21 protein-coding genes are annotated in these 18,477 nt (G+C 58.3%); 2 read left to right on the top strand and 19 right to left on the bottom strand.

The window, feature by feature from the left end:
* Positions 1–19 precede the first annotated feature (19 nt).
* The 18 genes from IEX75_RS04070 to IEX75_RS03985 form a co-directional block, all read right to left on the bottom strand.
* The gene (locus tag IEX75_RS04070; RefSeq protein WP_188792958.1) at positions 20–199 is read right to left on the bottom strand and encodes a hypothetical protein; all 180 of its coding nucleotides are present in this window, start codon (positions 197–199) and stop codon (positions 20–22) included.
* A gap of 125 nt (positions 200–324) precedes the next feature.
* Positions 325–870 (bottom strand): hypothetical protein, encoded by a 546-nt coding sequence (locus IEX75_RS04065; RefSeq protein ID WP_188792957.1) that lies wholly within the window; start codon positions 868–870, stop codon positions 325–327.
* 24 nt (positions 871–894) lie between these two features.
* Positions 895–2,472: a phospholipase effector Tle1 domain-containing protein gene (locus tag IEX75_RS04060; protein WP_188792956.1), complete on the bottom strand. Its 1,578-nt coding sequence runs from the start codon at positions 2,470–2,472 to the stop codon at positions 895–897.
* A gap of 17 nt (positions 2,473–2,489) precedes the next feature.
* A complete protein-coding gene (locus tag IEX75_RS04055) occupies positions 2,490–3,104 on the bottom strand; it encodes a hypothetical protein (protein ID WP_188792955.1) in 615 nt (204 codons plus the stop codon).
* A gap of 82 nt (positions 3,105–3,186) precedes the next feature.
* On the bottom strand, positions 3,187–3,696 hold the full coding sequence (locus IEX75_RS04050; RefSeq protein ID WP_188792954.1) for a DUF4189 domain-containing protein: 510 nt from the start codon (positions 3,694–3,696) through the stop codon (positions 3,187–3,189).
* A gap of 116 nt (positions 3,697–3,812) precedes the next feature.
* Positions 3,813–4,763, bottom strand: coding sequence for a TrbL/VirB6 family protein (locus IEX75_RS04045; RefSeq protein ID WP_188792953.1), 951 nt, complete (start codon positions 4,761–4,763; stop codon positions 3,813–3,815).
* Positions 4,756–4,974, bottom strand: a complete 219-nt coding sequence (locus tag IEX75_RS04040; RefSeq protein ID WP_188792952.1) for a hypothetical protein — start codon at positions 4,972–4,974, stop codon at positions 4,756–4,758. The genes IEX75_RS04045 and IEX75_RS04040 overlap by 8 nt, the downstream gene beginning before the upstream one ends.
* Positions 4,971–5,738: a TrbJ/VirB5 family protein gene (locus IEX75_RS04035; RefSeq protein ID WP_188792951.1), complete on the bottom strand. Its 768-nt coding sequence runs from the start codon at positions 5,736–5,738 to the stop codon at positions 4,971–4,973. The genes IEX75_RS04040 and IEX75_RS04035 overlap by 4 nt, the downstream gene beginning before the upstream one ends.
* Positions 5,735–8,191 (bottom strand): VirB4 family type IV secretion/conjugal transfer ATPase, encoded by a 2,457-nt coding sequence (locus IEX75_RS04030; protein ID WP_188792950.1) that lies wholly within the window; start codon positions 8,189–8,191, stop codon positions 5,735–5,737. The genes IEX75_RS04035 and IEX75_RS04030 overlap by 4 nt, the downstream gene beginning before the upstream one ends.
* A 42-nt stretch (positions 8,192–8,233) precedes the next feature.
* Positions 8,234–8,539 carry a VirB3 family type IV secretion system protein gene (locus IEX75_RS04025; RefSeq protein WP_188792949.1) on the bottom strand — a complete coding sequence of 102 codons (306 nt, stop codon included), beginning with the start codon at positions 8,537–8,539 and terminating at the stop codon, positions 8,234–8,236.
* A gap of 3 nt (positions 8,540–8,542) precedes the next feature.
* Complete coding sequence (locus IEX75_RS04020; protein ID WP_188792948.1) at positions 8,543–8,950, bottom strand: TrbC/VirB2 family protein; 408 nt, start codon at positions 8,948–8,950, stop codon at positions 8,543–8,545.
* Between the two features lie 71 nt (positions 8,951–9,021).
* Positions 9,022–9,852, bottom strand: a complete 831-nt coding sequence (locus IEX75_RS24370; RefSeq protein ID WP_188792947.1) for a lytic transglycosylase domain-containing protein — start codon at positions 9,850–9,852, stop codon at positions 9,022–9,024.
* A 24-nt stretch (positions 9,853–9,876) separates the two neighbouring features.
* Positions 9,877–10,905, bottom strand: a complete 1,029-nt coding sequence (gene virB11 / locus IEX75_RS04010) for a P-type DNA transfer ATPase VirB11 (RefSeq protein WP_188792946.1) — start codon at positions 10,903–10,905, stop codon at positions 9,877–9,879.
* A gap of 26 nt (positions 10,906–10,931) precedes the next feature.
* Positions 10,932–12,071, bottom strand: coding sequence for a TrbI/VirB10 family protein (locus IEX75_RS04005; protein ID WP_229720621.1), 1,140 nt, complete (start codon positions 12,069–12,071; stop codon positions 10,932–10,934).
* Complete coding sequence (locus tag IEX75_RS04000; protein ID WP_188794306.1) at positions 12,068–12,826, bottom strand: TrbG/VirB9 family P-type conjugative transfer protein; 759 nt, start codon at positions 12,824–12,826, stop codon at positions 12,068–12,070. The genes IEX75_RS04005 and IEX75_RS04000 overlap by 4 nt, the downstream gene beginning before the upstream one ends.
* A gap of 2 nt (positions 12,827–12,828) precedes the next feature.
* Positions 12,829–13,734: a VirB8 family type IV secretion system protein gene (locus IEX75_RS03995; RefSeq protein WP_188792945.1), complete on the bottom strand. Its 906-nt coding sequence runs from the start codon at positions 13,732–13,734 to the stop codon at positions 12,829–12,831.
* Positions 13,735–13,791: 57 nt separating this feature from the next.
* On the bottom strand, positions 13,792–14,202 hold the full coding sequence (locus IEX75_RS03990; RefSeq protein WP_188792944.1) for a hypothetical protein: 411 nt from the start codon (positions 14,200–14,202) through the stop codon (positions 13,792–13,794).
* 294 nt (positions 14,203–14,496) lie between these two features.
* Positions 14,497–15,300, bottom strand: coding sequence for an inositol monophosphatase family protein (locus tag IEX75_RS03985; protein WP_188792943.1), 804 nt, complete (start codon positions 15,298–15,300; stop codon positions 14,497–14,499).
* A 157-nt stretch (positions 15,301–15,457) separates the two neighbouring features.
* On the opposite strand from IEX75_RS03985, the gene IEX75_RS03980 reads away from it, so the two are divergent.
* The gene (locus IEX75_RS03980) at positions 15,458–16,219 is read left to right on the top strand and encodes an RNA methyltransferase (protein WP_188792942.1); all 762 of its coding nucleotides are present in this window, start codon (positions 15,458–15,460) and stop codon (positions 16,217–16,219) included.
* Between the two features lie 98 nt (positions 16,220–16,317).
* Here the strand turns inward: IEX75_RS03980 and IEX75_RS03975 are convergent, their stop codons facing one another.
* Positions 16,318–17,640 carry a hemolysin family protein gene (locus tag IEX75_RS03975; RefSeq protein ID WP_188792941.1) on the bottom strand — a complete coding sequence of 441 codons (1,323 nt, stop codon included), beginning with the start codon at positions 17,638–17,640 and terminating at the stop codon, positions 16,318–16,320.
* Positions 17,641–17,794: 154 nt separating this feature from the next.
* Here IEX75_RS03975 and IEX75_RS03970 point away from each other — a divergent pair, with 154 nt between their 5' ends.
* The gene (locus tag IEX75_RS03970) at positions 17,795–18,424 is read left to right on the top strand and encodes a DUF47 domain-containing protein (RefSeq protein WP_188792940.1); all 630 of its coding nucleotides are present in this window, start codon (positions 17,795–17,797) and stop codon (positions 18,422–18,424) included.
* Positions 18,425–18,477: the final 53 nt, after the last annotated feature.

Genomic DNA, 18,477 nt, shown 5'->3' with positions numbered 1-18,477 from the left:
TGCGTGCATAACATCTACGTCACCGGATCGGACCGGAGCAGCGCGATTTCGGGCCGCCGCAGTTGCGCGCAGGCAAGCACTGCTCTAACTGCAGGTCGTCTACCGCCAGTCCTTCGGCATTGGCGCGTTCGCGTATAACCTCATACATGACGTCGATGTTGTCGGTGGAGGTGGAAATCACCGCAAGAGCATCGTTCATGCCGGGAAGGTTCAATGGGCATGCCGCTGAGCTTTGGTCTGCTTGACCGGAGAGGTTCGGAGGCGCTCCTCAAGGCTTACCGGCACCTGATATTCGGCTTCCTAGTGTTGTTGAACTGAGCGAAGTTATTTGCCGCTCAACCGCACCCACTTGCTGTTCACCTGCACGCACAGGCCACCCTCTGGGCAGATCGTCAAATGCCCGGCCTCGACAGCAGCATTGATCTGCTGCACCCATTCCGAGCGCTTGATATCCGTATGGGCTTGCCACCCTGCGTAGATGGCCACCGTAATGACAGCGAGCGAGCACAGTGCGCTGGCAACAAAAGTCTTCCACGCGTGTAAAACGTTGAAGCGACCGATGTGCTGCGTGCGCTGGTCCAGTTGCGAGACAGCACGATCCATCCGGCTGGCGCCCTCCTGTATCGCTTGATCGAGTTCCCCCATGGCATCGCGAACGCCTTCTTCGATCGCTTGCCTGGCGCCTTGGCGAAATTGCTCCAGTGCTTGTTGAACGAGGTTGTTGATTGTTTCCAGCGATTGCTTCGACTGCAGATCGAGCGCCCGGGTTGCCTGTAGCGATTGCCGTGCGGCGTGATCGATGCGCTTCTCCATTCCATCGATGGCAGTGCTGAGCTGCAGTGCCAGCGCCTTGACTTCCAATGTAGACATGAGAGTTCCTTTTGACGAATGCAATCAGCGGCTCATGGCCGGCCCTTGGCGAACCATCTTCTGCTGGATGGTTTGTTGCTCCATCTCGCGTTGCTGGTTGTAATCCCTGCCCATCTGCAGAAACGCCTGACCATGCTGGGATTCCCGATAGGCTTGGGACACGGCGCTGATGGCTGCGTGATCCTCTGTGACGGTGGCTTGGTACAGCGCCTCGAACATGTCATCGATGGAGCTGTGCGAGGTGATGGCAGAGACGTCGACGCGGTGCGCGGTGGCGGCTTCAACTCCCTGCATCGGTTCGCGTTGCTGTAATGTGGCTTGGTCGTGCATGTGCGGGTGTCTCTGCCAGCGCAGCAGTTCTTGCAGCTGTTGCAGTTCCTGTAATCGTTGTTGTTCCAGAGGCGGCTCAACGGCGGTTTGCATAAGTGTCGACACCGCCTGTGGTGGCGAGGGTAGCGGTGCAATGCTGACCGGGTGGCGATCCGCCAACTGTGCAGCCATGGCCGCATCGACGGGCTCCGGTGGCAAACACGCCAGGGTCGCACGGCAGTCGGGGGCTCCGATTTGCACACCGCGCTCGGCGCGTTCGCCGTGTTCGCGCACGTACCGAGTGCCGTAGAAAACCTGGTGATCCTCCGAACGGTGGATCATGTAGTGTTGCAAGTCCTGCGGCTCAGCCTGCTTCTGAAGCAAAGGCGTATCGCTGAGCGCGTTGAGATAATCCACTGCCATGTTGCGATTGAGAATGGCCAGGCCGTCGTGGTGGTAGCTGCCGCCCAGATCGGAATGTGCGCCGGGTACGGTGACGTCTAGAAAGCGACCATCGTCGGAAGTTCCCAGCGGAATGATGAGCGTTTCGGGGAAAGCATCACGTCGTTCGTCGCGCGCAGTGAGTTGGAAACCGGAGACTACCGATGGTGGCAGCTGGCGATCACGGCTGTGCGGACGGCCGGTGCCGACTGGATCGATTAGTATGACGGCTTGAGGGATTTGGCCGGGTGCTACCAGGGGCGGGGTGTTGTAGGTGACAGTGTTGGAGCGGAAGAGATGATGGTGGATCTTTTCGCCTGCGGGATCTTGAATGCCGCGCTCGTGCACCAGGCGGGTGAAGCCGGCGGCTTGTTCGGCGCCTCGGCTGAAACCCGTGGCGACGACGCGGATTTGGACATCGGGATCTTCTTCGCGCCATTGACGAACCTGGCGGATAAATAAGCCGTACATGGTTTCAACTCGTCGGTCGTAGGTGTAGCCGAGTGCACTGTCGGCAATGCGAGACAACAGATGAGATTGGGTTCCGGGTCCCGAAATATATTGAGATGCGATGTGCGGGTTTTGGTTGGTGAGTGTTTCCAGCACGCTTTGGAAAACACCGATGGTTGTAATGTGCCCGGGATCATGTTCGGCATCGTTTCCTGTGCCGTCAAAATTGGCAATAAACAGGCGCTCATGTGGATTATCGGTGTGAAGAAGTACTGGTGCCGACAGATGACTCAGCGACTGCTGCGCCTGGTCGTACAGCACAAAATCCTGACGTGTGACTGGAATCAGTCGAGTACCGTCTTCGAGAATGCCATCGGGACCTACTCTGTGTTTCTCGGTCATCCTTGTGTTCCTTGAGCTCAGTAGGTGTGGGTGTAAGCCAGAGTCATTTCATGCGATGTATTGCTTAGTGGATTCGATGGGTCGCGAGGCTTCTTCAAATAGATCGTCGTTTTCATGTAGACACTGATGGTGCGATCGATCACCAGAAGGATGATATTGGCGCCATCAAGTGCTGCTGTTTCCGCAGGAATCTCCTGTTCTGGAGCATGGTGCAAAATACGTCGATCTTTGAAGATTGCCCCGATATCAACCTTGGCCTCATGGGCTACGCCGTCCAGCGAACGCCACGTAACGATAGCGGGCGGCGGAAAATTATCGATGGCAAGATGCCCCGCGCGCATGTTTTTTAGGAGCTCTGGCGGAGGTGGCGGAGACTTCTCATTGTCGTCATCTCGGGTCATGTACATTCCCGCATAAAACACTTTGCAGCCAATGGTGTTGTAGCAAAATGCACTGAAGTTGTGCTCTTTGAACTTCAGCGGAAACGTATTGCGGACCGCATCACCTTCGCCAAATTGAAAATGGGGGCTTGTCATGGCATTTGAGCATCCTGTTATGAGAATCAATGCGTACAGTGCGCCTGGCGTGCTTCGTGGAAGGTTGTGCCGCATGGCATCGAAGAATCGTTTCAAATCAACCTCCTTTGAAAGCGATACTTGCAAAAAAGAAAATGAGCATCGTTTTGCTTATGAGTGATTGTCGTATTACTTGATGTTAGTAGCTGACCCATTTGGGAAGGCCGCATGCGATACCAGAGAGTTGACAGCTGTGTTTTTCCGATGTCTTCTTACATGTCTTCAGGGCTTCTTTCATCGCCCCTCTGGGTGTTCCTGCAGTGGATATGGTGCTGTGTGCTTGGCCAGCCTCGTCAACGCCTTTGGCGACTGCGATGCAGGTATTTTTGTAAGTAACTTCTACCGCGCATTGTGTGCCACCCATTACCGTGCAGTTCTCAAGGGAGGCTTGTTTGGCAGTTTCTTCGTTGGGTTGATCTAATGCGAAACCATCAGTCCCATTGTTGCTTCTTGCTACCGCGGCCCATTGGTCTGCCCAATAGCCTTTCGGTTGTTCGTAATCGGAGCGAAGTGGGCCGCATGAAGGAATGCCGTTGGAGCCGGGGTATTCGCTCATGCCAGGAGGGCATGGGCCAGCTTGTGCGTGTGTCAAGGTGGTGACTAAAAGTAATGTTGCGCCTATTATCCATTTAATCATGTTTTTATTCATGATAATTCCTTGGTTTGATTGTAAAAAATGTTGTCTTGAAAATATCCATAGATCGCAGTAAGAATGGATTTGAGAGGTATCATGTTGTCAATGTCTTTATCATTTTTAATTTGAATTTATGATAAATTGGTATTATTTTTTATAACATTCACTTTCTTCCACTTTTCATTTCCATTTCCAAATCCTGAGTAATGCATGAAGTTACCCAGCGTCCCCTGAAAAAAGTTCGCAGCCATGGGTGGCACGGTAATGATCAACATAGTAAGAATCAGCCCAATGCCGCCTTGTTCTAGTGAGACATGCGTGATGCCCTGCTGCTGATCAAACAGAAACTTGCTGAGAAGCTTGCCCGTCCATACAGCGCCGGCAATGGCCAGGCTAAGCTTCATAACCATGGCGACCACCACGTTGAGCACAGCCATGGAGAATAGGGTGCTGATGCCGTACATTAGCCAGCGCTGAAACAATGTCTTGGTTTGGTCGAACATCAGGCACAGGATGAAGATGGGGCCAAGACCGATGAACAATGCTATGGCAAAGCGGTACATGAGCAACATGGTGGCAGCGGTGAGAGGTGGACCAGCCGTTCCGAACATAGCCAGGTACTTGCTCATGGACTTATCACTGGCGGCCGATTGATCGGCGGCGTCGCCGGTGCCTAGTTGCACAGCATCGATAGCCGTCATCGCGACTTCTGTAATGGCGAGGTTTCGATCGATGGATGCGTTGATGCTGGCGTCGTCACCGGTAACGAGTTGGTTGATGCTGTGGTTGAGATCCTTGGTAACGAAATCGCTGAGGCTAGAGCCGAAGAAGGACATGGAAGTAGCGGCGCTCATGATCACCACCACCTTGGCCATGCGCACGACCGTGGCCATGAGCGGTTCATGCAGGGTGCCGGTGAGGGCGCGGTAGCCAGTGAACATGATCCACAGGGTGACCAGCACGTAGGCCATGGCGGCGACCCATTGCATGGCGTTGCCGAAGAGGTGATCGGTGAAAATTCCGATTTCCTTGTCCAGCCAATTGTAAATGATGACGAAGAAAACGAAATCTGTATTAAGCATGAGCAAGCATCCTTGTTCTCGCACTCATGGCTATGCTCGGGTTTGAGTCGCGAGAAAAGCTTGGCGTCAGCATCTTTTCAAAAGAGAGATATTGAATTTCAGCTTTCATTGGAACGACGAATGCGCGATCAGTAGTGGCCAATCCATCTTTAGGCGCGCAGGTTTGTCTTGAGCTTGAGATGGCGTTCCGGTCGTCGGCAGAGTGATTCATTTCAGCCCCTGGAGCACACCCAGCAATACACCTGTGCTGATCGCGTCGGAGGCGCCGTTGCCATTGAGGGCGGCACGGCCGAGTACAGCCTGTTGTGCCTGCAGGTTGCGGATGATGGCATCCTTGGCATCCATCTGCGTACGCCAGTTGGCCATATCGGTGGTGAGTGCATTGCTGTAGGACTGCGCGTGGGCGGCGATGCGGCCGGAGTCCGCAATGCTCTTGATATTTCCGATGATGCCGGCAATTTCCGTGAAGAAATTGCTTTGCTGCTCTACGTTCTTGAGCATCTCTACGGTCAGGTTGTACTTATCGATTTGAGTGGCAACGATCTGTGCGCAGATTGCTTGCTGGCGTTCCTGGATGGATGATGAGCTGGAGAACAGGGCGTCCAAGGCGCTGCCGATAAGGCCGCCCGATGTGGTCTTGCAATTCATTCGGATGAGGTCGTTACGCTGGCTGTCGCTGATGGATTGCAAGGCCGGGCTGCTGAAACCGGGAGAAAGGTTGCGCAGGCCGTCGATGGTACTGACCAACTGGTTGAGCTGGTCTTGCCCCAGTTGCCATAGCTTCTGCATCTGGGCTAACTCCTCGCCTAGGTTGGTTATGCTCTGGGCGATGGCTGAGGGATCGATCACCACCTCAGTCTGTGCGGAGGCGGAGGTGGCAGTGAGGCCGAGAGCCAAGCCCAGGCCGAGGATCAAATCGGTTTGGCGAAGACGAGGGGCAAAACGACACATGAGTGATTTCTCCTTGTAATTCATTCGGAGCGCTGGGTGTGCGCAGGCATCGCAGCATTCGCTTTGCCGCGCCCCTTACGATGTTCATAAAACGCCGCCAACCACTGCTCCGGCCGCAACGCGTCCACCTTCACACCCGCTGCCTGGGCATGTTCTTTAAGCAGCTCATGCAGAATCTGGATGTTGTCGGTGCTGGCCGAGATCACCGCCAGCGCATCGTCGAGTCCGTTCAAATCCAGCTGGCACACCGCGGCGGCATGCCCTTGCTTGACGAGGAACTTCCGCGAGCGCTCATCCAGGTTCACGACCTCCTGGTATTCGGCTTCGGTGAGCTTTAGCCCTTCGATGTAATCCTCGCGGCTGGCGTTGGGATTGGGCAGCAGGATCATGGTGGCGGTCTGTTCGATCAGGGCGACAGCGATATCACTGGAAAGTGCGTCTTCCGGGCTTTGCGTGGCGAAGATGCCGAGACCGTTCTGTTTGCGGATGGTTTTCTGTTTGTTCTTGGCGAAGTCTTTCAGGCCACTGTCGCCTTCCAGCACTTTCCAGAATTCGTCCATCACATAGATCAGCGGGCGGCCGTCGATCAGCGATTCCAGGCGATGCAGCAGGTAGTGGATGACCGGTACGCGAATCTGGGCGTTATCCAAAAGGTCGGTGTAGTCGAAGGCCACCATCGGCGTGCGGGAGAGATCGATGGCGTCGGTGGGATTGTCGAAGACCCAGCCGAGGGCGTTGCCGGCGGTCCATTTGCGCAAGCGTGCGAACAGGCTGTCTTCGCCGAGGTTGGGCAGGCTCTTTTGCAGGTTGGTGAGGGTACGCAGGTGCGCAGGCGTGTCGAGCACGTTGGTGACGGCGCGGTGAATGTCTTGCTCTTCACCGGCGCTGTAGACGCTTTTGCCACCGAGAATCTTCACCAGTTCCATCAGGAACTGGATGTTTTCCTGGTTGGCTTTGCACTGGAATGGATTGAAGCCGGTGGGTTGGCCGTTTTCGATGGCGAAGTAAGTGCCGCCGCAGGCACGCACGAAAATCTCCGCACCGCGATCCTTGTCGAAGAAGAAAATGGTGGGGCACGGGTCGAACTTCTGCGCCTGGCTGAGCAGGAAATTGATCAGCGCCGTTTTGCCGGTGCCGGATTTGCCGATCACCAAGCTATTGCCGATGGCTTTTTCGCCAAGGGATTTCTCCGACGGATGTGTGGCGTGGAAGTTGAAGTAATAAGGCTGGCCGTTGCTGGCCTGCAGTACGGTCACGCAGTCGCCCCAGGGATTGTGAGCGGGTTTGCCGCCGGCGAAGTTGTGCAGGGGCGACAAGCCGAGGAAGTTGAGTGAGCTGACGTTGGCCAGGCGCGTGCGATAGCGCCAGTTGGCCGGCAGCTGCGCATAGAACGCTGCGGTGGAGGCGAGGTCTTCTTTTACCGACACGAAGCCGGCGTTGGACAGGGCGGCGCGCGTGGTGGCCAGATGACGCGCGAGCGTGTTCTGGTCGGGTGCGTAGACCGCGATGGTGAAGTGGTATTCGCCGAGCACAAAGTTGCCGGAGGCGAGTTGGTCCATTGCTTGGTCCAGTTCGATGATTTGGCTGACTGCCTTGTCGCCGGACGAAATCATCATGCCCTTGGTGCGCTCCAACGCTTTTAGTGCGTCGTGGCGGCCCATGGGGCTGAAGGAGTGCGTGACCACGTACTCGAAATCCAGATACTTCAAATCGTTGAGCACGCCGGGATAGGTGCCTTCGGGATATTCCTTGATATTGAGCAGCGCGCCGAAGTGGTGACGGCCTTCGGGCGTGGTGATCACGAAATCGCCGCTCTTGCTGGCAAAGCGATGGCGGCTTACCGGCAGATAGGCATACGCGGGTGCCTTGAGCACGGGCACGGGATCATTGATGCGGTTGAGCAGGTAGCCGAACAAGGCCAGGGTCTCGGAGAAGATCACGCCGTTGCTGCCTTCCACCATGCCTAGCTGGCGGGGCGCATAGTCTTTGAGCGCGGCCTCGACGTTGTCGGCCAGCTCCATCACCTTGGCGACGGCCTGTGCCTGTTCGGCTTCCAGCTGGGCCAGATCGGCCGATCTGGCGACGAGGCGTTTGCCGGTAACGATGGGCCGGTAGAGCATGGTGAGGTACAGCTCGTTCTGCATCAGCGTTTCTTGCGACAGCTTGTTGAAATAGCCGTCGGAGAGCTGCTGGTTGAAGGCTTGGCGGAAATGCGGTGAATGCGCGATGCGGCTGCGGCGACGTATGTCGTGGCTCCAGAAGGCGACATTGGCGAAGTCCGGTGCACGCAGGGTTTGCAGCAGGCGGTTGAAGCTGTTGTGGCGGTGCTCCAGCTCCCACTCTTCGCGACCTACGAAAGGCAGGCCCCCCATGCGCCACGTGATGAGGAAGTCGCCGCCCGTGGTCTTGACCACGTGGGACGAGACGTGGGTGGAGAAGGGAATGAAGTCGCTGATGGGAGCGTCAGGGCTGAACATGCATGTGATCGTGTAAGGGCCGCCGTAAGGGCGGCCGTGGTGTCAGGGTTTTGGCTTGTGTCCGCGGTAACTGTTGGGCGTGAAAACCCACTCGTCACCGTGCTGCTTGAGGTTGCGTACGCGGGTGCGAAACTGCAGGCGCAGCCCGAACAGCCGGAAGATCATTTCGTCGCGTTTGGCCATCTGCCGCATCACGAAGATGACGGGCGGCAACAGCAGCAGGAACAGCAGGTTGAAGTACATCGACAGCAACAAGCAGGTGCCCACGCCGAGGATGAACGGTATGTACGGCACGCCCATGAACATGGGCGGGCGCGTACAGCCGCGGAATAGGGCGTTCTTGTGCATGCGTCAGACCAGCGGTAACACCGCGTAGACCACTGCGGCGACATGATCGAAGCCGTGCGGAATGAGGCCGGTAGTGGCCTGGCATTGCGAGGAGCCGGCGGAGCCGGAGAGGAACAGCTTGGCAATCTGGCTGGCTGCACCGATGAGGATGGCGCCGATCAGCACGGGCGTCACCTCGGCGATGCGTGCATGGCTGAAGGCCACTTTGTAGCCAGAGAACATGACCGCGATCGTGACCACCACGATCGAGATGGCGTTGAGCACCGTGTTGATGTTGCTGAAAAAGCCGCAGGTGGTCTGGGTGAGTTCGCTGGCATCTTGCGCGAAACCCATGCTGGGCAGAACCAGCGATGCGGCCAGCACGAGCAACGTCAGTGAATGGATGCGGGACAAGCGATTCCTTGAAATCATGGGTTGGTTTCCTTTCGTTGGGTGGATGCGCACGGATGCGCTATGCGTCATGTCCATAGACATGCATGAACTCAAAATACGAAGGCATCGTCTTTCCCCATCTGCTGCAGATCGGTTGGATCCGCGTCCGATTTGATAGTTGGGGATGATGTCGCGTTGCCTGCTTCGGTACTGTGGGCATCTGCTGGCAGTGGTGTAGTCGGATCACCGGGGCTGTGTACGATCGGCACAAAGACATCCGACGCTGACGGTTGCACTGACGTGGGTGTCGCAGTCACGGCATCTGTCGGTGAAGTGGCTTGGAGTTGCGGCGTGTTGGTTGCGGTGTCCAGGGCCACGCTGCGCAACGTAACGCGATACGAAGGGCTTTCCTTGAGCACCATCGGCTGTTTGATCGATGGGTCGGTGTTGTTCGTTCCACCCGTTGTGTTGGTCAATGGAATGGGGCTGGCTTGTGCAACTTGCAGGCTACGGCCGATGGATTCGTAGACCTTCTGCACATAGCCATCGCGGAAGCCGGTGACGAAGTTGCCGGAGTAGTAACAGCTGAACGCCTTGCCCCAATTTTGGCCTGCGCTGACGTAGCAATCGGCAAGGATGCGCGAACCCACGGCGAGGTTGAGGCAGGCGTCGAAGGCTTTTTCGTAGGTATCGAGACCGTATTTGGCGAGATTGGCGCGATTGATTTGCGCCACGCCCACGGAGTAGTTGTAGCCCTCGGCTTCGAGCATGTTTGCCGTGGCGATCGCTTCGGCGAGGTTTTCCGGTTGGCGTTGTAACTGGCCGTTGACCACGCCGATGGCATAAGGGTTGTGACTGGACTCGATGCTTGCCAGATGGCGCATCACATCCGGCGATACGGCCAGGTTGGGGCAGGTCATCAGTTCCAATCCGGGAAGCATGGGTGTGTCCTCCGATGTACCAGGTCAATGGCTACGTGCCAGATCGAAATCGATGCCGGTGATATAGCGGCGGCCGGCGTGCGCCTTGATATGCACGATGATGTCGATGGTCATCTTCAAGAGTTGCTTGATGGTGGCGAATTCCAGCCCCGCGCCCTCGACGGAAGCCTTCACCATCAACGCCAGCTGATCCCAGGTCTGCTCGGTGCTGCCCGCGTGGCAGCTGGTGATGGAGCCGGGATGGCCCGATGCGCAATTGCGGATGAAATAGAACGATTCGTCGCCGCGCAGCTCCGCCAGAATGATGCGGTCCGGCTTCATGCGCAGACAGGCTTCCATGCAGCTCTTGGCGGTGACGTTGCTCGTGCTTTGTCCCCCTTTGGAGTACAGCAAGTGCACCACATTGGGCTGGGGAATGAACAGCTCGCGCGCGTCTTCGATAGTGACCAGACGTTCTTCTGTCGGGATGTGATGCACCAGCGATTTCATGAATGTGGTTTTGCCGCTGCCAGTGGCACCGGAGACGACGATGTTTTTCTTGTGCAGTACCGCCTGCTTGAAGAATTCCGCGTAGTTGCGCTCCGCGCGCAGTTGCAGCAGTTGCTTGTCGTGCTCGGAAAGCTGCCGCCCTTCTTCCAGCACATGATCGAAGAAGCCATCCTGCTGGTATTGATCGAGCGTCATGGTGTGCTTGGCGGGCAAACGGATGGTGATGGAGACGGTTTCCGCCGCGCAGGCGGGTGGAATCACGAACTGCGCTCGCTGGCCAGTGGGGAAGGTGAGCGAAACTGCCGGATCGGTATCGGTGATGCGCTGCCCGGTGTTGCTTTCGTTGACGACCGCCGTGCAGAACTGGCGTGCACGCTCGAACGTCAGTGTAGGCACTTCCATCCGCTGCCAGCCGTTGCGCGTTTCCAGGTACAGCTCGCCAGGACGATTGATGCAGATTTCGGTGACGTCAGGCGAGGTCATGAATTCACGTATGCCCAAAACCTCGTATTGGTATTGGAGAAAATCGTGCGATACCTGGGCAATATCCGTTGTCGCGTCCATGTGCGATCAATCCTTGTGTCACTTGTCTAAAAACGTGCGACCACGCCACTGAAATCCACGTCCTTGGCGACGTAGACGTTGACGATGGTGCCTTGGTTGATGGTGACGGTAGCGGGACGATTGGCCGACTTGCGTACGGCCTGGTCGGCAAGCTGTTGCAAGGTCTGCGCGGTGTTGCTTTGGAACGGCGTCTGCACCACCACGCCATTGGAAATGCTGGCGGTGTTGGGGCCATGTTTGGCAGCCTCATACGAGAACGCGTCGCTGAGCAGGCTGACCAACAGGGCAGAACTGATGCGGCTGGCCCAATGCTCGTCAAGGTGCCCGGGATGGCCGGCGCCGCCCAGTTCATCCACGCCAGGGCTGGCCATGTTCACGTCGATGCCGTTGGGCGTGATGATGCGATCCCAGATCACCACCATGCGGTTGCCCTGTGGGCCGCTTTCGTACTTGCCAAGTACCTTGGAGCCCTTGGGCAGCAACAGGCGGCGGCCGGTAAAGGAATACACCGGCTCGGTGACGATGCATGAGGTGAAGCCGGGAATGTCGCTGATGATGCGTGTTTCCAGCACGCACCGGATGTAGGTGCCGCGCGTCATCAGGGTTTCGGGGTTGGTTAGCGGCTGCGCGCTGGTTGGCGTATCCGGCACGATGTGCGCTGACGAATTGCCGGGCACACTAAGATGGGTGGCCAGATTCTGCAGGCCGTCACCGGATGCGCCGCCTGCTGCGCTCGCATCCTGCATGCGCCGTTCAAGGAGCGTGAGACCTTGTCGTGCCGGGACTTGCGACAGTACCGGTACCGATGGCTTGTTGATCAGGCCGATCGGTGGCGTGGCGGGCGATGAAGGTGCCGCAGTGGGGGCTGGCGGCGGAGGCGCCAATGTATGAGGTGCTTCCGGCACCACGACCGTTTCCGCTTTGGGCTTGGCCTCGGGTTTATGTCCCATGCTGTTCTTGAGGAATGTGATGCCGAACAACACCAGCATCGCTGCCATCAAACCCATGAAGATCATTGCGCGTTTGTTGAGGCGCGCCATGTCGTGTGACTTCAGGACGGGCGTGCCGGCATCCAGGTCGGGCGCAGGGGTGTGCAGATAGCGGTTGCTATAGGCGTTGCTGTCTTGTGCTTGTTGGTTGGAATTGTTGGGGATATGCGCGCTCACGGGGCGTTCCTTCTCAAGCCGACCACATCGTCGCCATGTCGAACGACCAAGTAGGGATAGGTGCCGTGCACGATGATGGTGTTGCCTTCGACGGTGGTGTTAACCAGCGCATCCTGCCCATGAGCGGTTTCGCGCATGTAGACAGCGGGAAAATTGCCGCTGGGAAATTGCTTCAAATCGCTCAGCTTGATATAGGTGAACTGGCCATCGTCATACACGTAGACGGGCACCAGCCACGGTGTCTTGTCATTGCGCACAGCGTAGTCGTAGTGGAAGTTGTAATCGCGGCCCTTGACCAGGGACACGTCGAGCTCCGGTGTTTTATCCAGCTTGGTTACCTGATCGGAGAAGCTGGCATTGGCCGGATATGTGAAGCTGATCTTGTATTGCACGCCTTCACGCTTGGCCTGATCCAGCGTTTTCCAATCGGTGGCGACCACCTTCAATTCGAAGATGTAGGAGTGGGTGGCGGTGCGGATCAGCATGTTGGTATCCACGTCGACGTTCTTGGGCCTGAGATAAAACACGTTTTCGCGGCGCGTCAGATCCCAGCCGTTGCTGAAGCCGGTACTGAAATCGAGAATCTTTTCGTGTGGGCTCAGCTCGATCTGCGTGGTGATGCCAAGTCCGGCGCGAACGGGATAGATCGCGTCGGACTTGTATTCGTACTGCTGTACCACCTGGGCAGATGCAGGCGTGGTGAGTGCCATGCAGGCGAGGCTCAACATGACCGGCAAGATGTTTCGGATCGACATGTTCATCGGGCGCCGATTTCCTGGAGGGTTCGATTGGCCTTGGGGCTGATGGATTGCGTCTGTGCAGGGCTCGGTGAAGGAACTGGCGCAGGTGTGTTGCCGGAAGGATCAGGCGTGGTGTTCTCTTCAGTGGGAACCGGCAATGCGGCGGGCTGCGCGTTGGTTGGAGTGCTCGGCGGCGGGCGCGTGTCGTAATCATCGTCCACGCGGTAATGGGTGACCTGGAAGCCGAGCGGGTTCTCGACGCGGTATTGATCATTCATTTGCAGATCTGGCTTATAGGTGAAAACCAGGGTCGCGATCTTGCTGTCCAGCGGTTGGGTAGCGCCGCTGCTGTTGTTGAACAGCAGGCGCTGGAATCGCACCGTGGCACTTTTTGGCGTTTGGTTGGGTGTGCTGTCGTTCAGGACGATGCTGAGGATTTTTATGCGTATCGATTGGTTCTTGCCGTACATGGCAAGTGGACCTTCCGTGTTGGTCTGCGATAGCCAGTTGCGATATGCCGCCGCGACGTCCGGCGCGGCCATGGTGAGTACGGTGGGCCAATCGCGCATGCTAATGGTGCCCCAGTCGTAGGATTCGCGCGCCAACACGAAGTGCGCCACGTTGCTGCGATTGATGGCTTCGCTGGTGGTGATCTGACGATGCGCGAAGTCGCCGGTAAGGCGCGCTACCGAACTGGTGCCAGTATAGGCATCGGCCATGACGACGTAAGGCACCTTTTCCTTGAGCGGCAGCAAATAGAAATAGCCGCCTAAAAGAATCAGTGACAGCACGATCGAAACCGCGGCGATGAGCCATGCGCGTCGTTCACTGCGCTTGGCAATGTCGGCAATGGTGACTTCGAAGTTGACGGCAGCGGCTATCGATTTGTCGATATGGGAGCCGCGCGATTTTTTGCTTGACATGGCAAGACCTGCAAAGAGTCGTAACTCAAGTAATCGCTGTTTACGGGGTATTGATCGCTATCGTTGGGATGTCGACGCATCAGGTGTCGTGGCCGGCGCGCTTGCGGAAACGGGCTGTACCAAGATCTGGTGATGGGTGATGCTGACAAGCAATAACGAAGACGCATAAATCGCATTCAACTGCTCGACCGCGCTGCGCAGGTCGGCGGTTCGCACCTGCGTGACTGGCTGCACCAGGGTGTAGTCGTTACCTAGCTCGTAAGACAGATCCAGGCTGTTGTCTTTGGCCCACCGTGCCAGCATCGTTCGGAGCGTGATGTCCGTGGGCGCGGCGAAGAAGACATAGGGCGGATTCAGCGGAATCGCCGTCGTGCTGGTGGGAAGCTGGTTGATAGGTCGCCAGCGGCCGCCAAAATCCTTGGCGGCGGGCGTGCCGCATGCAGAAAGCGCGAGAGTGGTTAAAAGCATTGCTGCCCGCAGGCATCCATGCCGAAAAAGCTTGAGCTCCATCGTCGTGCCGGTGTTCCCCATGAATGAGGAAAAATCATACCGGCGCAGGTAGTGCTGTCAGATATCAGCCAATGAGCAGCCGTCTTGTGCGCGCTTGGCTATTCATGCCTCACATCTTTGGTGGGTGCGCTGTGTGAGTTTTTTCGTTTGAAACGAGTTGGCGGCTCGCACGCGTTAGCAGGTTGGGGTGTAAACCCCAACTTGGCGTGATGACAGGCATGGCAGTGTTGGGGTTTGCACCCCAACCTACGGTCAGGCTCGCAACAAGGCCGGCGTTGCGTTTGCACCGATTGCTTCCAGCATCGCTTTCACGACGTGGTGGTTGCCCGCAACGATGTTGCCGCTTTCGGGAATGCCGTCGCGTCCTGCGAAGTCGCAGTACTGACCGCCGGCTTCGCGGACCAGCAGCACGCCGGCGGCCATGTCCCAGGGCTTCAGGCCGATTTCGAAGAAGCCGTCATAGCGGCCGGCGGCGGTATAGGCGAGATCGAGTGCGGCGGAACCGGAACGGCGGATGTCTTCGGCCTGGCCGAGCAGGGCGCGTGTCATCGCCAATTGCGAATCCAGGTGCGCGCGCTGGCGGTAGGGGAAACCGGTGCCGATCATGGCGCCGTTGAGGTTTTCGCGCTTGCCGACGCGGATGCGGCGGTCATTGAGGTAAGCGCCATCGCCTTTGCTGGCGGTGAACAGTTCGTCGCGCAGCGGATCGAACACCACGGCGTACACCGGCTCGCCCTTGTCGAGCATGGCGATGGAGACGCTGAAATGGGGAATGCCGCGCAGGTAGTTGTGCGTGCCATCCAGCGGATCGATGACCCACACCAGCGGGCTTTTGCCGATCGCGCCGCCTTCTTCGGCGAGGATGGCGTGGGTGGGGTAGGCGCGGCGTAGTTCTTTGACGATTTCGGCCTCGGCCAGCCGGTCGACTTCGGATGCAAAGTCCATGCGCTGCTTCTCGACGACGTTAAGGCCGTCGATGCGATTCATGTAACGCAGAATCACGTTACCAGCGGAGCGCGCGGCGCGTACCGCGACGTTGACGGCGGGTCTGGTCATGGCTTTGACTTGGCAAAAGAACGGGTTAGCGACCGGTAATCATAGCAGAGCGGCCAGGGAGGGGCGAGCGATTGCAGGACCGGCAAGCGGATGCCACCCCCTTCTCGCGGCGCCTCGACTATTCTTGCCACCCTCATAAATGCCTGATGTTTGTCGCATGAGCGTTATCGCCGACCTTCCCAACCGTTTCCGCTTTGTCCTCGTTCGCACCTCGCATCCAGGCAATATCGGCAGCGCGGCGCGGGCCATCCGGACCATGGGCTTTACGCGCATGGAACTGGTTTCACCGCATCGTTTTCCCGATCGGGAGGTGTCGGCCATGGCGGCGGGCGCGGATGACGTGCTGGACGGGGCACGCGTGCATGCCGGCTTGGTGGATGCCTTGGCTGGAGCGAGCTTTTCGTTGGGCCTGTCCGCGCGGCGTCGCGGGGTGAACTTGCCGGAACTCACGCCGCGCGAGGCAGCTGCGCAGGCGCTGGCCGCGGCGGAGCGTGGCGAGCAGGTGGCGCTGGTGTTCGGCAACGAACGCACCGGGTTGGAGAACGAGGAGCTGGCGCGTTGCCACGCGATGGTGCGCATTCCCAGCGTGGACGATTTCAGCTCGCTGAATCTCGCGCAGGCGGTTCAGGTGATGGCTTACGAATGTCGCCTGGTTTTGCTGGGCGAGAAGCTACCGGCACCGCCGCCGCTGCATGACGAGCCGCCGGCCGATGCGGCGCAGATGGAGCGATTCTTCGAGCATATTGCGCAGACGCTGGACGATATCGATTTTCACAAGGGGCGCTCGCCGACCATGATCATGTTGCGTTTGCGCAAGTTGTTTTTGCGTGCGCAGATGGATGAGCGCGAGCTGCGCATGTTGCATGGGATTTTGGCGGATGCGCAGCGGATGGCGAGGTTGGCTAACGACAAGAAGTAGCTACGAGTGCGGGGTTCATTCGTAGGTTGGGGTGCAAACCCCAACACCGTGATCCTGATTGACATGGCCATGTTGGGGTTTGCACCCCAACCTACGCGTCATTGCTCGTCGTCAGCGAGTTCGATGTGCGGCGCCGGCGTCACCAGCAGCTTGTCGATACGCGCACCATCCAGGTCCACCACCTCAAAGCGAATGCCGCGCCATGCGAACACTTCGCCCGTTTGCGGAATATGGCCCAGCGCCGCCATCACCATGCCGGCGGCGGTGCGGAAATCGTGCTCATCTTCGCCGGGCAGATGATCCAGGTGCAGCAGTTCGCGCAGATCGTCGGTGGAAAGTGCGCCGTCGATCAGCCAGGAGCCATCTTCGCGTTGCACGATGGGCGAGTGTTCTTCGCCGCTGCCATGACCAAGCTGGCTGGCGCCGACGACTGCGGCGAGCAGATCGTTGAGTGTGACTACGCCGTCGATGTCGCCGTATTCATCCACCACCAGGGCCATCGGCGTTTCGGCGTCGCGGAATTCTTCCAGCAGATCGAGCGCGCGTGCGGTGCCAGGTACGTATAGCGGCTTGGCGAGCGTGCGGAACAATTCCAGCTTGCCCTTGGCGATGCCGCCAAGCAGGCTCTTTACTTCCATCACGCCGACGATGTCGCTTTCATCCCCGCGATAGACCGGATAGCGCGAGTAGGACGTTTCCCGCAGCACTTCCAGGTTTTCTTCCATCGATGCGTTCATATCGAGCCAGGCGATGCGCATGCGCGGTGTCATCACGCTGTCCACGGTGCGATCACCCAGGCGCAGCACGCGATTGACCATGGCTTGCTCATCGGCATCGAGCACGCCTTGTTCGGTGCTTTCGGCCACCAGCAGGCGGATTTCTTCTTCGGTGGCGGCGGTGTCGCCGCGATCCTTCACGCGAAAAAGTTTCAGCAGCAGGCCGCTGGAGCGGTTGAGCATCCACACGAACGGCGCGCAAGCCCGTGACAGCACCAGCATCGGCATGCCGACGAGGCTCGACACCTTCTCCGGTGCGGACAGTGCCAGGCGCTTGGGTACCAGCTCGCCGATCACGATCTGGATGAAGGAGATCACCATGAAGCCGAGCACCACGCCGATGAGCCGCGTGTAAGGCACCAGCCAGGCGATGCTGCCGTCATGCAACATGTCCCCAATGTGCTTGCCGATGGCGTCGCCAGCCACCGAGCCGGTGATCAGCATCACCAGGGTGATACCCACCTGCACCGTGGAGAGGAAGTGTTCTGGCGCCTCGGCGTGCCGCAGCGCAACCCGGGCCCGGCGACTGGTGCGGGCCATTTGCTTGAGCCGGCTTTTGCGCGAGGCAACCAGCGCCATTTCCGATAGCGCGAAGAAACCGTTGCAAAGGGCGAGGAGGAGGACGAGCGCGATGGTGGTCAGCATCGCGACAGGGCATCAGGTGCGGGCATACCGACCAGTGTAAGGCACCTAGCCAGGTCTCGGGATAGCCCCAGGGGAGGCTCGGGTGGTGCGGTGCGGCAGGGGGCTCCTGTAACATTCCGGAAATATTTATCCCTTTCCTGCCCAGATTCCCCGCATGTTTTCACTCCAGACGATTTTCGGCAAAGGCGACAAGTTCTACGGTCTGCTGGAACAGAGCGCCGAAGCAGCTCGCGAAAGCGCCAAGGCGCTGCATGAACTGGTTTCCCTGGCCGACCACACGCCGGTCATGGCCGCCTTCGCCGCCGCCCGCAAGCGGGAGAAGGCGCTGGCCACGCAGATCAGCGAAGAGCTGGTGAATACCTTCGTCACGGCGCTGGATCGCGAGGACATCGAGGCGCTCAACAGCGCGTTGTACAAAATCCCCAAAAGCGTGGAGAAGTTCGCCGAACGCTACGCCATCGTCACCAACCGCCTGCAAGGCGTGGACTTCAGCCAGCGCACCCTCGTGCTGACGCGCTCTACCGACGTGGTGGTGGAGATGATCGGCGAGCTGCGCCGTGGCCTGCGCATCGATCCGGTGAAGAAACTGCAGGATCGCATGCAGACGCTGGAATCGGAGGGCGATCGCATGCTGCTGGCACCCTACCGCACGCTCTATCTCGAAAGCGATGACGCCATGCGCGCCATGCTGGCCAAGGATCTGTTCGAGCTGATCGAAAAGGCCATCGACCGCTGCCGCGACGTAGGCAACATCGTCTATTCCATCGTATTGAAGAACTCCTGAGGAGCATGCCTTGCAGGTTTCATCTCATGCCTGGCGCGCACTGACGGGAGTGC

The organism is Dyella nitratireducens (genome assembly GCF_014642835.1).
In the GTDB taxonomy this organism is placed as follows: domain Bacteria; phylum Pseudomonadota; class Gammaproteobacteria; order Xanthomonadales; family Rhodanobacteraceae; genus Dyella_B; species Dyella_B nitratireducens.
This window is presented reverse-complemented; position numbering and strand designations above follow the sequence as displayed.

What these genes read in the sequence shown, in the direction of transcription:
- IEX75_RS04060 (WP_188792956.1), bottom strand. Translation starts at nt 2,472, where the DNA reads ATGACCGAGAAACACAGAGTAGGTCCCGATGGCATTCTCGAAGACGGT.
- IEX75_RS03985 (WP_188792943.1), bottom strand. Translation starts at nt 15,300, where the DNA reads ATGACCAGACCCGCCGTCAACGTCGCGGTACGCGCCGCGCGCTCCGCT.
- IEX75_RS04065 (WP_188792957.1), bottom strand. Translation starts at nt 870, where the DNA reads ATGTCTACATTGGAAGTCAAGGCGCTGGCACTGCAGCTCAGCACTGCC.
- IEX75_RS03995 (WP_188792945.1), bottom strand. Translation starts at nt 13,734, where the DNA reads ATGTCAAGCAAAAAATCGCGCGGCTCCCATATCGACAAATCGATAGCC.
- IEX75_RS04050 (WP_188792954.1), bottom strand. Translation starts at nt 3,696, where the DNA reads ATGAATAAAAACATGATTAAATGGATAATAGGCGCAACATTACTTTTA.
- IEX75_RS04030 (WP_188792950.1), bottom strand. Translation starts at nt 8,191, where the DNA reads ATGTTCAGCCCTGACGCTCCCATCAGCGACTTCATTCCCTTCTCCACC.
- IEX75_RS04020 (WP_188792948.1), bottom strand. Translation starts at nt 8,950, where the DNA reads ATGATTTCAAGGAATCGCTTGTCCCGCATCCATTCACTGACGTTGCTC.
- IEX75_RS04035 (WP_188792951.1), bottom strand. Translation starts at nt 5,738, where the DNA reads ATGAATTACAAGGAGAAATCACTCATGTGTCGTTTTGCCCCTCGTCTT.
- IEX75_RS03970 (WP_188792940.1), top strand. Translation starts at nt 17,795, where the DNA reads ATGTTTTCACTCCAGACGATTTTCGGCAAAGGCGACAAGTTCTACGGT.
- IEX75_RS24370 (WP_188792947.1), bottom strand. Translation starts at nt 9,852, where the DNA reads ATGCTTCCCGGATTGGAACTGATGACCTGCCCCAACCTGGCCGTATCG.
- IEX75_RS04040 (WP_188792952.1), bottom strand. Translation starts at nt 4,974, where the DNA reads ATGAATCACTCTGCCGACGACCGGAACGCCATCTCAAGCTCAAGACAA.
- IEX75_RS04000 (WP_188794306.1), bottom strand. Translation starts at nt 12,826, where the DNA reads ATGTCGATCCGAAACATCTTGCCGGTCATGTTGAGCCTCGCCTGCATG.
- IEX75_RS04025 (WP_188792949.1), bottom strand. Translation starts at nt 8,539, where the DNA reads ATGCACAAGAACGCCCTATTCCGCGGCTGTACGCGCCCGCCCATGTTC.
- virB11 (WP_188792946.1), bottom strand. Translation starts at nt 10,905, where the DNA reads ATGGACGCGACAACGGATATTGCCCAGGTATCGCACGATTTTCTCCAA.
- IEX75_RS03990 (WP_188792944.1), bottom strand. Translation starts at nt 14,202, where the DNA reads ATGCTTTTAACCACTCTCGCGCTTTCTGCATGCGGCACGCCCGCCGCC.
- IEX75_RS03980 (WP_188792942.1), top strand. Translation starts at nt 15,458, where the DNA reads ATGAGCGTTATCGCCGACCTTCCCAACCGTTTCCGCTTTGTCCTCGTT.
- IEX75_RS03975 (WP_188792941.1), bottom strand. Translation starts at nt 17,640, where the DNA reads ATGCTGACCACCATCGCGCTCGTCCTCCTCCTCGCCCTTTGCAACGGT.
- IEX75_RS04045 (WP_188792953.1), bottom strand. Translation starts at nt 4,763, where the DNA reads ATGCTTAATACAGATTTCGTTTTCTTCGTCATCATTTACAATTGGCTG.
- IEX75_RS04070 (WP_188792958.1), bottom strand. Translation starts at nt 199, where the DNA reads ATGAACGATGCTCTTGCGGTGATTTCCACCTCCACCGACAACATCGAC.